Annotated in this window: 11 protein-coding genes; 10 read left to right on the forward strand and 1 reads right to left on the reverse strand. The window is 64.4% G+C overall.

The window, feature by feature from the left end:
- Positions 1 to 178 precede the first annotated feature (178 nt).
- The 8 genes from DOL89_RS21605 to DOL89_RS21640 all read left to right on the forward strand — a co-directional run bounded on the left by DOL89_RS21605 (position 179) and on the right by DOL89_RS21640 (position 10,558).
- Positions 179 to 2,170 carry a competence protein CoiA family protein gene (locus DOL89_RS21605; protein ID WP_119681459.1) on the forward strand — a complete coding sequence of 664 codons (1,992 nt, stop codon included), beginning with the start codon at positions 179 to 181 and terminating at the stop codon, positions 2,168 to 2,170.
- Between the two features lie 1,272 nt (positions 2,171 to 3,442).
- The gene (locus tag DOL89_RS21610) at positions 3,443 to 5,299 is read left to right on the forward strand and encodes a sensor domain-containing diguanylate cyclase (RefSeq protein WP_205574740.1); all 1,857 of its coding nucleotides are present in this window, start codon (positions 3,443 to 3,445) and stop codon (positions 5,297 to 5,299) included.
- A 434-nt stretch (positions 5,300 to 5,733) separates the two neighbouring features.
- A complete protein-coding gene (locus tag DOL89_RS25980; protein ID WP_318658556.1) occupies positions 5,734 to 5,883 on the forward strand; it encodes a hypothetical protein in 150 nt (49 codons plus the stop codon).
- Positions 5,884 to 6,123: 240 nt separating this feature from the next.
- A complete protein-coding gene (locus DOL89_RS21620) occupies positions 6,124 to 6,651 on the forward strand; it encodes a nuclear transport factor 2 family protein (RefSeq protein ID WP_162937773.1) in 528 nt (175 codons plus the stop codon).
- Between the two features lie 51 nt (positions 6,652 to 6,702).
- Positions 6,703 to 7,752 (forward strand): radical SAM/SPASM domain-containing protein, encoded by a 1,050-nt coding sequence (locus DOL89_RS21625; protein WP_119681462.1) that lies wholly within the window; start codon positions 6,703 to 6,705, stop codon positions 7,750 to 7,752.
- Positions 7,749 to 8,027 (forward strand): PqqD family peptide modification chaperone, encoded by a 279-nt coding sequence (locus tag DOL89_RS21630; RefSeq protein ID WP_119681463.1) that lies wholly within the window; start codon positions 7,749 to 7,751, stop codon positions 8,025 to 8,027. The genes DOL89_RS21625 and DOL89_RS21630 overlap by 4 nt, the downstream gene beginning before the upstream one ends.
- A gap of 1 nt (position 8,028) precedes the next feature.
- Entirely contained in the window at positions 8,029 to 9,477 is a 1,449-nt protein-coding gene (locus DOL89_RS21635; protein ID WP_119681464.1) for a B12-binding domain-containing radical SAM protein, read from the forward strand.
- A 13-nt stretch (positions 9,478 to 9,490) separates the two neighbouring features.
- Positions 9,491 to 10,558, forward strand: a complete 1,068-nt coding sequence (locus tag DOL89_RS21640; RefSeq protein WP_119681465.1) for a radical SAM/SPASM domain-containing protein — start codon at positions 9,491 to 9,493, stop codon at positions 10,556 to 10,558.
- Between the two features lie 343 nt (positions 10,559 to 10,901).
- Here the strand turns inward: DOL89_RS21640 and DOL89_RS21650 are convergent, their stop codons facing one another.
- A complete protein-coding gene (locus DOL89_RS21650; RefSeq protein ID WP_162937774.1) occupies positions 10,902 to 11,483 on the reverse strand; it encodes a toll-Interleukin receptor in 582 nt (193 codons plus the stop codon).
- A 255-nt stretch (positions 11,484 to 11,738) separates the two neighbouring features.
- Here DOL89_RS21650 and DOL89_RS21655 point away from each other — a divergent pair, with 255 nt between their 5' ends.
- Positions 11,739 to 12,425 (forward strand): TIR domain-containing protein, encoded by a 687-nt coding sequence (locus DOL89_RS21655; RefSeq protein WP_119681466.1) that lies wholly within the window; start codon positions 11,739 to 11,741, stop codon positions 12,423 to 12,425.
- Between the two features lie 110 nt (positions 12,426 to 12,535).
- Complete coding sequence (locus tag DOL89_RS21660) at positions 12,536 to 13,999, forward strand: SIR2 family protein (RefSeq protein WP_119681467.1); 1,464 nt, start codon at positions 12,536 to 12,538, stop codon at positions 13,997 to 13,999.
- Positions 14,000 to 14,075: the final 76 nt, after the last annotated feature.

Consider the following 14,075-nt stretch of genomic DNA (forward strand, 5'->3'; position numbering starts at 1 on the left):
TCCCCTCAGCCTCCTGCTCAAGCGCTATTCTGGGGCAATATGGACCGCGGGCCTCGGAAGGAAATAGCCGAAGCATGGAACGCCGCGCCTGCGATGGCGCGCCGTCAGGATAGCGGAACAGCCGCGGGCTTGACGTCGACAGCTTGCCAGGGTGATCTCCGTCCGGGGAGGCGAGTGGATGGACACGTCGTGCGCTGAAGGCGGAATCATTCGGGATGTGCCCCTGCCCGAGCAGGAGCGGAAATCCAAGGTGCGCCTGCCTTACGGCTGGTCGCCCGACAGGAACCGTCTACTGCATGTCTCCGAGGTTAGTTCGGGCCTGGCGTGCCGGTGCGTCTGCCCAGGCTGCGGAACGCCGCTGGTCGCCCGGATGGGGCGGCAGCGGGCCGCCCACTTCGCCCATCACGCGCCGACCTCCTGCACGGGCGCCTACGAGACCATGCTCCACCTGCTGGCCAAGCAGGTGATCGCAGAACGCCGACTGGTGATGCTGCCGCCCGTCCAGGCAGGGCACGGCGGTGTCAAGGTGCTGAAGGCCAGGGCCAGGGAGTTCCGGCCGGACGAGGTTGTGCTGGAGCAAGGAATGGACGGCATCCGGCCGGACATCGTCGCCAGCGTCCAGGCGCCAAGTGGGACCAAGAGGCTCCTCGTCGAGGTCGCCGTCACGCATTTCTGCGGGCCCGAGAAGGTTGCGCTGATCCAGGACCGCAAGCTGGCCTGCATCGAGATCGACCTCAGCAAGCTGCCGCGGAACGCGCCCCGGGAGGAGATGGAGGCCGCCATCCTGACGACGGCCCCGCGGCACTGGATCTACAACGAGGTGGCGGCGCGCGAAAACGAGCGGCTGCGGCAGGAGGCCGAGCGGCGGGCCGAGCGCGAGGAGGCGGAGGCCGCGCGCCGGACCAGAGCGGCCGCGCAGCGGGTCGTGGCGGATTTCAGGACCAGGACGGCGATCCGGCGCTCGGGCGGAACCCGGGAGCAGCGGATGCACCTCGCGCGCTGCGCCGATGCCGGGTGGGGAGAGCACGAGGGCATTCCGGTTCTTGGTGCGCAGGCCCACATGGCCGTGCAGGACAGGGTCTGGCAGGCCGCCATCCTGGACATCTTCCTGCTCCGGAAAAGCGGCATCCGCCAGAGCAGCTTCTACCCGTCCCAGGCGCTCCGCACATTGCGCGACAGCGGGTTCCTGAAGCCGGGGGCGCCGCCCGCGTGGAAGGACGACCAGGTCACCGCAGCGGCGCGCAGCCTCGACCCGGACTACAGGACATCGGGAGAGGTGGTCGAGGCGTATCTGGCCCACCTCGTCACACGGGGCCTGCTCATCCCGCTGCCGCATGGGGACTTCGCCACCAACGAGACGCGCGCGTCGCAAGCCCGCGCCCGTATTCGGGACGCGGAGGAGTCACGCGCCCGCGTCGCCGACCTGAAGGTCAGGGTGGAGGAACTGATCGGCATGCTGCCGCCGGGCCGGCAGTCCCGCGTGGATACCGCTCTCTGGCTCCGGACCTCCCTGCCTGGACGTCCCGAAACCCCCGCGGGGCTCGCCGCCGGCGGGGGCCTTCCCCATTCCTCGCTGATGGCCAAGCTGGATCGTCTGAAGCTTCTCCTCCGGCCCGGCACGGCCATCGAGGAGGACCTTCTTGGGCTGCCCCTGGAGTCCGAACTCGAGGCCCGCCGGCTGGAACGGGCGGCCGCAGAGGAGCGGACGCGGCTGGAGCGCGAGGAGCACCAGCGCGCTGAGGCCGCCCGCGAACGGCAGGAGGAGGAAATCCGCCGGCGCCGGCTGGTCCAGCGGGCGATCACGCAACTCGGCGAGGAAGGGGCCGCCGCGTGGCTGGCGACGCCGACCCGGCTGCTGGACGGGCAAGCCCCCGCGAATGCCACCGGCCTTGCGGACCACCATTTCATCTGGCTGGATCAGGCGCTCGACGAGGAGAGCCGGCGGCTGGGCCGCCAGGAGGCCGCGGCGGCCAGGGCCGAGGAATGGCGAGAGCGCATGCGGGAGCACGTCGCAGCCCACACCGACAGGGGCTACGCCGAATTCTGGATGCGGTCGGCCAATGCCCGGCTGGGTATGGCCCGGCCCAGCAGCGTCTGCGTCGACGAGGCCGGGTTCGCGCGGTGCAGGGAGGCTTTCGGGGCCGACGCCAGGCACCCGCGCCGGCGGTGATTCCGGCCCCCTGATTCATTCAATAGATTCGGGGGCATTTCGGCGTTTTGGATCAATGGCTTGCAGGTTTAGTTCACTACAAATCGCGCCGAAGTTCACCACATGTCGCGCCAATGTCACAGCCCCGGCGGACGTCCCGAAATCCTTAGCGGCCCCTGTCGGCAGGTGGCTGTGGATTCCTTGGCACTTGGCCGGCATCGATGATCCAAGGCTGCCGGACTACAACCCCCGCCAAAGTTCCTGGTGCACCGGTGCATATGACCTGCTTGCCCGGCATCGGACGCCGATCGGCTCGGCAAGGATTGCTGCCAAGGAAACAGGAGCCTGGCTGGAGTAGGCGCGCCACCGCCGCCCCGGAACCTGCGGCGCCGTCGACCGGTTCGGGGGACTCAGGGCAGAGATGGCCTGCAGAAACCGGGCGGTAGACAAGATGGAGAGTGGAAGGGCCGGTAACCCGCTGCCATTGCCATTGGATGTCGGCGACTGTGGGGGGCAGCGCTACGGACGACCACGGGGTCGTCCGCATCTAAACCACGGCGGTGGTCCCGAAAATGATGGGCAACACCCATCAGCCCGTGAGCCAAGGCATCCTGATCATGCATCCGGGTTCAGGTTGCTCTGGATTTTGGAGCGGCTGCTCTAGGCAAATGTGGTGGAAGCGACTGCCGCGCTGCCAACTCAAGCGCCCAAGCATATCAGCGCGCGAGTTGGTTCACCGGGAACAGGAGTGATATTCGGACGATAATGTCCATCCTGCTCATGTAGAAAGCCAGGCAGCGGGACAGGATGTCCGGTCGCCTTGAGGAGCTCATAGTCGCCGGCGCCCGCATCCAAATTCCGGTTTGAGGATGTGCTCAGGTCCCTGCCGACTGGAGCGGCATGTCTGAGGACGCCCGTCATGCAGCAGCTATGACAGGATTTCACACCTCCCTATAAACCCACTTTCGTAGACATTGGCGATGTTCTAACGTTAAAGATCGTATAGTCCGTACACGCATGCCAGTGCGGGGACCGGACCGCGTGGAATGGCCGGAGCGGCCAAGATATGCCCCATCGGCCACTGGCAGCTTCGCTGGCTGGGGAGTAGCCGCCATGAGGACGTTTGCAGACCTTCTTGGCAGCTTGGGTATTCAGCAAGCCACGAGACTCCTAACGCGGCCAGTGCAGTTCTCCCGGCTCTCTCTTCATGCCAGGGGTGTTGCCCTCATCCTCCTCGTCTGCGTACTCCTGGTCGGGTTGGACAGCCAGCGGACATGGAACGCCCGGACCGCGGTGATCCGCAGCACCGAAGTGGAAACCACCAACCTCGGACGTTCCCTCGCACAGCACGTTCACGGCGTCGTCCAGAGCGCCGACACGTTGCTGCTGGGCCTCTTGGACGAGATCGAACGGGACGGGCTGTCCGAGGTGGCGATCGAAAACATGCGCGAGCGGATGCTGGCCCGTGTCGGCCAGCTGCCCAGCCTGCACGGGCTGTTCCTGTATGATGCCGAAGGCCGCTGGCTTGCGACCTCATTTCCGGCGGCGCCGCTCGCCAGCCGGAACAACGCGGATCGGACTTACTTCCAGTACCACCGTCTGAACAGAGACCGGCGTGCATACATCGGGCCGGCCGTCCGCAGCAAAACCACCGGCGAGTGGATCTTGACGGTGTCGAGGCGGGTCGATACGGCAGACGGCGGATTCGCTGGCGTCCTCCTGGCGACCGTCTCGATCGCCTTCTTCCAGAATGCCTTCGACAGCTTCGACGTGGGCCGGCAGGGCTTGATCGTCCTCGGCCACGCCGATGGCACCATCCTCGCTCGCAAGCCATTCAGCGAGGCTGCGATCGGGATGGACCTTTCAAAGGGACCGGTCTTCAGCGTCTACCTGCCGAATGCGCCGGTCGGCACTTACGAGTCCATCTCCCCCGTTGACGGCGTCGGGCGGATCGGCAGCTACCGGCGCGTTGAAGACTACCCGCTGGTCGTGATCGTATCCCGCTCCGTATCCGAGATGCTGGCCGATTGGGAGCGGGACGCGCTTTTTCGCCTGGCCGCGATGCTGGTCATCGCGGGCCTGATCGCTGTTCTCGGGTTCCGCCTTGTCAGCCAGGCCCGGCGCCTGAGTGAGGCCGAGGAGCAGTACCGCCTCCTTGCCGAGCATTCGGGTGACGCCATCACCAGCCTCGGCGCGGATGGCATCCGCCGTTACGCCTCGCCCGCCTATGCAGTGCTCACCGGCCTGCCCGCGGCCATGGCGGTTGGGAAGCAGTGGCAGGAGGGCGTCCATCCGGACCAGCGCGGCCATGTCGAGGCGGCGATCCAGCGAACATGGTCGGGAGCGGAGACCACGGCCACATTCCAGATCCGCCGCCATGACGGCAGCTACCTGTGGGTTGAGGCCAAGTTGCGGCTGATGCCAGACACCAAGGTCGGAACCCCGCTGCTGGTGGCGAACATACGCGACATCTCCAGGCGCAAGGCTTTGGAGGAGCGCCTCGAGGCGGCCAACAGCGAACTGCGCGTGCTGGCCAATGCTGACAAGCTGACCGGCTTGGCCAACCGACGACGGCTGGACGAAGCACTCCGGCTCGAGTGGCGGCGAATGGCCCGCAAGGCCGAACCCTTGTCGTTCATCCTGATCGACGTGGATCACTTCAAAGCCTACAACGACCGCTACGGGCATGTGAGCGGCGATCACTGCCTCGCCAGGATCGGCGCCATCGTCGCCAAGGCGGCCCGGCGTCCGGGCGATCTGGCCGCCCGCTACGGCGGAGAGGAACTCGCCCTGCTCCTGCCCGGCACGGACCTGGCCGGTGCGGCCGACGTGGCCGAGGGTGTGCGGGCGGCGCTGGCCCATGCCTCCATGCTGCACGAGGGAAATGGCGGGGGTATGGTCACCGCGAGCTTCGGCGTGGCGACAATGCACCCCGCGTTGAACCCGGACATGGAGATCAGCATCCACACCTTGGTCTCGGATGCCGACGGGGCCCTTTACGCCGCCAAAGCGGCAGGACGCAACCAGGTGCGCAGGGCGGCGGAAGGAGTTCCGGAGAACAGTGATGGCGGTTTGCGGGAACCGCCGCCCTCCGGTCAGCCTAAGCTTCTTCACAGCGACGAGGCACGCCAGACGCACATTTTCGATTGACCGGTACGGTGATTTGCCTCGGCTGACGCTCAGCGTCTTTCCTAAGGGAATGGGCGGGGTTCATTTTTCCAGTGCGGTCGGCGTCTTGACGCAATCGGACCTATGCGGCCCACTCGAGGGAGCAGGTCAACACCCAGATCCAATACCCACATCCTCTTCACGCAACGCGTTATTCTGTCCGACATAGCACGCGCATGTTGGCGTGGAGACATTAGGGTCACCGGCGGGGGATTCCGGCGGAATGGTGGATACGGTTCTCAACTCAGCGGACGAGGCTCACCTCGAGTCCGTCCGTTCCGCCCTGCGGACCGCCGCTGGTGCTGCTGGGCCGTTGAGCGATACGGAGCGCCAGCTGAAGGCGGTGCTGAACAACGCCACCGTGGCGATCTTCCTGATGGGCGGCCGAGGAGCTTACCGGGTTCACGCTGGACGAGGTGCTGGCGCTGGACCGGCCCCTGCACGACATCATCCACCACACGCATCCCGACGGGTGCGATTTCCCGCTCGAGGACTGCGCAATCGACCGCGCCTTTCCCGCCAACGATTGCGAGCCAGGCGAAGAGGTGTTCGTGCACCTTCGCTGAAGAGAGCATCTCCTGTTCGGCGAACTTCGTGCGCTTTAAGGAGTCATGGCTGGCCGCGCCCGTAATCAAGGAGCCTGACCAAGCTCGCGAATAAGTATTGCGGTCACTGTCCAATATACGCTCGTATTAATACTTCGCATGTAGCCGAGCAGGCAAGTAACGTCCGCGCTTTTGACCTGCATCAATGCTCGCTTGGCTGAGGTCTTTTTCAATACAGGCAGCTGTATGGGAGTGAACATCATGGACCGAAAAGAAATAGTGCGTAAAAGCCTCCAGCCGTTCAACAATATCGAGACCATAAGGAAGTATTTCTCTGCCGTAAAGACAATGGACCGGGCGGCCGTCGCAAACAAGAAGTTCGATACGGGCCGTATCATGGCTCTATGGCATGAGGACGGGAAGCTCACAATTGGAGGAAAGCCGCTCGGCGGCGATCACTCGTACTCCGGCGCGGATGAGATCTCGGGCTTCTACGAGCGCCGAGCCAAAGGCGTCGACGGCGAAATCGCCGTGAATGTCTCCTCCATTGAGGTCGCGAACGCGAAGAGTGCCGACCATGTCGTGGCGAGCGGGTTGCGCTATGTCGTAACGCACAAGGAAGAAGGCCTGCAGGTGCCCTTCACGCACAATTTCACGCTGCGCGACGGCCGCATCGCCGAATTGCGGATCCACGTCGGCACTCCGGCCGAATCCAAGATTGCACCGCTAGGCGCGCTACAGATCGAAGATCTTGGCCATCTTTCCGCGATGGCATGGATGGTCGCGTAGAAGCGGGCGTAGGGTAAAGCCCGTTTCTCGCTCAGCCGAAGAGAGGACGTCATGAAGCTCGGCACGCCACTCTACGTCGTGTGGGAGACCACGCTAGACTGCAACGCCCGCTGCGTTCATTGCTACTCGGACGCCGTCTTCGGGCATGGGCCACTTTTCTGGCCTCTCGAGGAAAGCCTGGATCTGATTGATCAACTTGCGGCGGCGGGTGTCATCATCATTGCGTTCTCCGGCGGAGAATTCCTACTCCGCGACGACTGGGAGATTTTGGTCGAGCGAGCCGAAAGCCGTGGCATGCAGGTTACCTTTGCCACGAATGGCCTACGGGTGTGCCAATCCGTCAGCCGTCGGATCAAGGAACTCGGCGTCGCGAATGTAAGCGTCAGCCTCGACGGTGCGACCGCGGAGGTGCACGAGGCCATCCGACAGGTTCCCGGCATATTCAACAAGGCTTGCGAGGCTGTGCGCAGCCTCGCTGAGGCTGGAGTGCGCGTGACAGTCAACTACACGCCAATGCGCACCAACCTTGCGCAGGCGGAAGACTTGATCGCGCTCGCCCATGGGCTCGGCGCAAAGAAAATCAACCTCACCGAATATGTTTACACCACCCGGGGGGGGATCAACCTGATGCCGCTGCCCTCGGAACTCGGCGCGCTCATGGCACGCTGGACGAAGGCCGCCGCAGAATGGAAAGGGCGGATCGAGGTCGACTGGCACGACTGCCGGGTAGCACTCATCCTGCCCGGCGCCGAGGCGGATCCCTACAAGGGATGCGGCGCCGGGTACACACACTGCCGGATCACCGTCGACCACGATGTGACGCCTTGTGTCGTCCTTCCCCTCCCAGTCGGCAATCTCCGCGAGATGAGCTTTGCCGAGATATGGAGAACAGCGCCCGAACTGCGGAAAATCCGGGACAGAGGCAATATCCGCGCCGGCAACTGTGCAGGGTGCGAGCATCTCGAGCGTTGTGGCGGCTGCCGGGCTGCTAGCTTCGCCCGATATGGTGACGCCTATCTCGGAGACCCTACTTGCTGGATTAGGCCCGACGGTACTGAGGTCGGCAACCGTTTCGTCCCGAATAGGATGGTGCCGTCATGACTGAGTTCTTCTCGTTCGTTTCGAAGGCGGAGAAGATTCGCTGTCGCCCCGAGGAAGCAGGTAACCATTTGCTCTACAACCCGCGGACCGACCTGCTCCACATCGTGGACTTACGCGGCAAGCAGATATTCGACCTGTGCGACGGACGCGCGATCGACGACGTCGTGCGCGAGGGCTGCGCCCTGTTCGAGGGAACTGCTTCGACGGTGGCGGCCCAGCAGGTTCTAGATTTCCTTTGCGCGCTGAAGAGGCGCGACCTTGTCGTGATGCGCTGACATGACGAAAGGACAGATCCTCTTCGTCCAGCCGCCGGCGTCGTTCAGCAATCCGTCCCCCTGCCTGGACGATAAGCAGTTCGGGCTCGGCATTCTGGCGAACGCAGCTTGGCTGCAAGGTCACGGCTTTGCGGTTGATGGCATCCACATCCCGCTGATGCTCCACCAGGGCTTCTCGGCGGAGGACGCTATCTCGCTCATTCTCGCCAAGGAGCCGATCCTGGTCGCCATTGGGCTGAACTGGGTCCATTTCAGCCACGGCGCCCTTGAGACGGCAAGGCGCCTGCGAGAACGGAGCCAGGACCTGCCGATCGTCATCGGCGGCCAGCATGCCGGGCTGTTCGCTGACGAGATAGCCGCATTGGCCGCCGACTGGGTCAACGGCGTCATCCGCGGCGAGGCCGAGGTGCCGCTTCTCCGCTTGGCTGAGGCCATATCAACGGGAGGAGGCTTTCCGACGGACGTACCGGGACTTCACACCGGCCGTGCACCGGCCCCGCCGCCAAAGGTTGTCGATGAGCTTGACAGCCTGCCCGTCTACAGCTACCGGAGCCTCAAACCCCGGCCCCTCCGGCCCGACGTTGCGGCAATCTCGACGGCGCGTGGCGCGTGCCCGTTCCGTTGCGCCTGGTGCATCGAACCCGTTGTTGGGCGGATGCAGGGCCGTCCCAAACTTCGGTTCCACTCGCCTGACCGGATCGTGGACCAAATCGAGGCGTTGACGGCGGAAGGCATCACCCGCTTCACGATCCAGGATAATTTCTTCGTCGGCGGCGACCGCAAGCTCGTGGCACTCGCTGACGCTTTGATACGGCGAGCTATCCGGCCAGGGCACCTCAATATCTTCGCTCATCCCGACAGCTTCACGGCCCATGGCATGAGCGCGCTAGCCGCCTGCTGCGAGCTAGGCAGCATCGATTACGGCATCGAGACCGGCTCGGCGCGGGTTGCTGCCATCAACAACCGACGGCTTAATCCCGACGAGGTCGTGGAGCGCGTCGCCAGCGCTGCCTCGCTTGGCCTTGAGCCTTATAGCTGGTGGATGGCCGGACTGCCCGGCGAGGACGAAGCAGCGCTCTCTGAAACGGAGGAACTGATCGGGCGGACGATGGACGCCGGCGGCATCCCGCGTTGGGTGAGCCCACTCATCCTGTTTCCGCAAACGGACATTCACCTCAACCCAGAGCGCTACGGCGTGCGGCGTCGGTTTGAGGGCTTCGCGGACTACGCGATCTTTTCGGAAATCAGTCTCGCCGAGGCCGTGATGTTTTCGGAGGCCGTTGCGCATGAGACCGCGGAAGCGACACGGGACGAGATCACGGCCGCTGCGCTCCGGTTGCGCCGCTTCATCGTCTCCAATCTGCACCGCCTCCATCGCGCCTATGAGGGTGCCGCGAGGCCACCTGATCTCGCCGGTGTAGAGGCGCGGATCCGGCAGTCATTCATGTGATGCGAGGGTGAAGATGTTCCGGCCGTCCTTCCCGCTGCACTTCGTGTTCATCCTGGGCTACAAGTGCAACCTCGCCTGCACGCATTGCTCGTCGAACGCCGACAGCCATGGGTCGCTGGGGTATTCGACAGCAGAGGCGCAGGCCATACTGCGCCAGATGTCGGCGGTCGGTGTTGTCGATGTCGCCTTTTCCGGCGGCGAGCCGCTGCTTCGGCGGGACCTCGAGGAACTGATCCGGTTTGCCCGCGACGAGGGGATGTCGACCGGCACGAGTACCAATGGCTATCCCATGACGGGCCGGCGGGCCCGCTCGCTGAAGGTTGCGGGTTTGGACCGGCTGCAGGTCAGCCTTGACGGCACGCGCGAAGCGCATGAGCGCGTGCGCGGGAGCGGCGCGTTCGACCACGCGGTCGGTGCAATCCGGCGGAGCCTAGATGCAGGGCTGCGCACCCACATCTGTTTCACCGCGATGCGCAGCAACGCGCATCTTCTGCCTGAAATAATAGGCATCGCCCTGGAACTCGGGGTCCATGGCTTCAACTTGTCGCAGTTCGTACCGACGGGGCGGGGCGCGGCCATCGAGGCGCTAGCGCCTTCGACAGCGAAACGCCTGCTCGAGATCTGGCTCGACGCCAAGATTCGCCATCCGGAGCTACACCTGACAGCGCATTCTTCAGGCCTCGCAGCGCTTTCGCCCGACGCGGGGAATTGCCGTGGCGGTTGCCAAGCCGGGATCAGCATCGGTTGCATCGCCCCCACCGGGGATGTTACGCCGTGCGTGATGTTCCCCCTGTCCCTCGGGAATCTCAAAGAGCGGCCGCTCGCAGAGATCTGGTCGACCTCACCCACCGTCAGAACCTTGAAGTCCCGCGAGGTGAGTGGCGCCTGCGGCACGTGCGCTCATCGCATGCGGTGCGGCGGCTGTCGTGCGGGCGCGTGGGCGATGACGGGTGATATGATGGCGGAAGACCCATCATGCTGGCTGGCCGATGGCACTGCATCCAAGGCCTGCGGCAGCAATCGGAGAGGCATGGCATGCCGCACATCGTCATCTACTCCCCACGACTTACTCGTGAAGTGAAGATTGCCTGCGCAGAAGCAGTGACACGCGCCTTTGAAAGCGCCACAGGGCATTCTGCTGAGCTTCTAACGATTCACTTTGAGGAGCACTCGTACGACAACATCGCTGTTGGAGGCAAGTTGCTGACCGATTCCTTTCCAGAACTTGCTGAGCGGGAAAATTCATACCGCTCCGGACCCACATAGGGTCCGGCAACTCGCGATGTTTCCGGGAGTGGCGCACAGCGTCGTCCCGACCTCGACCTGGGCCATTTCGGGCCGGGCAGCGGGCACGGTGCACCGGACAGTCCAGGCGCATGGCAGGGCCTCTTGTATCCTCCGGCGCAAGGGGCGTCCGGCCGCAGCTATCTGCGGAGCTTTCCCGGGTCGCTCTTCCAAGATTGGAAGCTGGAGTACTCGTATATCGATTTGTTGACCCGGAGCTCCTCCCGCCCGCTGCCGACGGCCATGTCGGCGTCGACGTATGGGTAGATGCCCAGGTACTCCTGACCGGCGAATGTGCTGGCCGGTCTCTTTACCACCGGCAGGATCGCGACAGCCCCCTTGCGGCCGTCAAAGAACCCCAACTCCCACGGCATCCACTTCGACGAAGGCGAGTTCTCGGTATGCATGTAGAGGAGCGATTCAGATTGCAGCATGCGGGTTCGCAGCACGCGGGCGGTGTCCGGCGTGACCGACTCCCGTGACAGCTGCGCGTCGACGATCCAGTCGACGTAGACCACCAGCCCCTTGTCCTCTAGCTCCAGCCTGGCCCCGTCCACGAGCTCCGCGTCCTTTATGGAGTGGCTCAGGAACACGTCGAAGTGATCCGTCCTGGACGCCGCGGCTACGGCCTCGTTCAAGCGCTGGGGAGCCGGTTTGTAGGAACGCTGGAACTCGCGTTGAGCCCTTGCCCTAAGCCGCTGTTCTGTAAGGAGCGCCATCATGTCCCTCGTGCCAGGTTGATCCGCCACGGCGGTCGCCTCGGCAGTTTTCCGCTCCACGGTTAAGAATTTACTGCCCGCTCCGCCGTAACGGCGGCAACGGCAGGCGGGGCGCCCTCCAGGCATCCGCCGGAGGATACCCCGCTAATGCCCCTGCATCCAGATTGCGCATGACAACGTTGGTGCCGGGCATCAGAATGGACGAACGTTGGCCGTCCGTGGGCCCAGTCCCCGGCGGCACGCATACGGGAGTTCGGATTGTCGCGCCTGCTCGGGATGGGGATCCTCGCCGCGCTTGGCTACGTCTTCAAGGATGACATCGCCATGTTTTTCAACGCGCCCACCACCATGCGGTGGGTCTATTTCAGCTTCCATTTTGATCGCGACGTGATGCGGCTGCACCAAGTCAAGAACCACTGGGTGACCAAGCCCAACCGCAAGGAAGCGGGTTACTTCGACGGCTCCCTCGAAGAATTGGCGAAAAAGGAAGGCTCCGTGGCCGTCAAGCGCGCCATCAACAAGGGTCTGGCCGGATCATCCGTCACATGCGTCCTGATTGGCACCGAGACCTACGAGCGCCGGTGGGTGCAGTACGAAGTCTTCAAGAGCATCGAGAAGGGGAACGGGATTTTCGGCGTACGGGTCCACGACCTCAAGGACCCCCGGACCCGGAGCACGGACCCCGAAGGCCCGAACATCTTTGACTATCTTGGCTACGGCTGGAGCGAGCGCTCCGCCAAACTCGTGCCCAACGTGCTGGAGAACGGGAAGTGGGCTGTCTACGACGATGCCGACCCTATTCCCGCCTCCTCGGCGACTTACCTGACGGCAGGGACGACTCCCACGCTATCGGACCTTTTTCCTGTTTACGACTGGGTGCAGGACGACGGGTACAACAACTTCGCGACATGGGTTGACGCGGCGGCAAGACACGCCGGTCGCTGACCGGCCCACCGGCCCGGGCGCTCGAACATTGTGCGTCCGAGCCGCCAGGGCGCCCACTGGCCTTGGGGATCCAAGGGCAACATGGCGGGTCCGCAACCAAGGGATTTGCGGTGCACAAAGACAAATTCATCGAGGCGCTCGCGGAAAGGTTCCGGGCCGGAACGATCAGCGTCTTCATCGGCGCAGGCCTGTCACGCCCGGCCATGTATCCCGACTGGGCCGGACTGCTGAAGGACATAGCGCAGGAGATCGGCCTGGATGCATCGCGCGAGGACGACCTTCCCGGCCTCGCGCAGTTCTACCTGAACCACAAGAGCAACGCGCGCACCCGCATTACCGAACTGATCGTCAAGGAGTTCCCGGAGAACCGCGGGATTCCCCGGTCGTTCCGCATCCTTGCGCGCCTGCCGATCCCTGAGCTCTGGTCGACCAACTACGACACGCTGCCCGAGCGCGCCTGGGCCGAGGCGAAAAAGCAGATGGAGGTGAGGCCCAACCAAGCGTCCCTGACCCGGCCACATGCTGGCGCGCATACCGTCTTTTACAAGATGCACGGCACCGTCCGGGAACCGGAAGGCATCGTGCTCGCGAAGGAGGATTACGAGCTTTACCGGGCCAGGAGACCCGGTTTCATCCCGTTGCTCACGAGCCGCCTCACCACGACGAGCATGCTGTTCCTGGGCGTCGGCTTCCGGGATCCAAATCTCTCGCACGTGTTCGCGGCCATCCGCGAAGCCAATCCGGACCGTAACCATCAGTCGCATTTCACGATCCTCCGCAGGCCCCCCAAACCGCAGGGCGGGGGCAGGAAAGACCGGGAGAAGCATGAGTACGACACGAAGCGCCACGAGCACCTGGTGAGGGACCTAGCCCGCTACAGCATCGAGGTTCTCGAGATCGACCGTTTCGACGAGATCGAGGAGGTGCTTGCCGCGGTCGAGCGGCGGCTCTTCCTCGAAAGCGTCCTCGTCTCCGGCAGCTTCCCCTTGCATGACACCGAGCCCGGCGATCCGCTACGCCGCAAATTGCTGGTAGAGACATCCACCGAGCTTGGTCGCCTCCTCGCTTCCAGCGGCAAGCGGATCGTGAGCGGCTTTGGCCTGACCGTCGGCGCCGCGCTCCTGTCCGGCGCCCTTGAGGAACTCTACGCGGCGGGTTCGCCCAACCTGGACCGGTCGTTGCTGTTGCGGCCTTTTCCCCAGAGCGGGCCGAACCTCGCCGACCTTCAGGCCCGCTACCGCGAGGACATGCTCGCCCAGGCGGGCATCGTTGTGTTCGTCGGGGGAGAGAAGGACGACGAGGCCATGGGCGGTGGTTCGCGGAGGATCACCGCGAACGGGGTCATTTCGGAATTCGAGGCGGCAGCGGCCTCGGGACGCCACGTCGTCCCGTTGGGCGCCACGGGCGGCGCTGCCGCGCAGATAGCTGATCGCATAGCGGACGATTACGACCGCTACATGGGGGCGCTGCCGCGCGCCCTCTTCGACGCGCTCAGAGCAACTGATGCGTCCGGACGCCAGCTTGCCAAGGCCGCTATGACCGTGGTGGACTGGTATTCCAGCCGCGGAAGCTGAGCTCGTGCCCCCGGTGCCCGCTCCGCGGAAGTGACCGGCGCCCCCGCATGTGGAGGATCACCCGCTGGAATGGCGT

The sequence above is a fragment of the Indioceanicola profundi genome (assembly GCF_003568845.1).
Taxonomy (GTDB): Bacteria; Pseudomonadota; Alphaproteobacteria; order Azospirillales; family Azospirillaceae; genus Indioceanicola; species Indioceanicola profundi.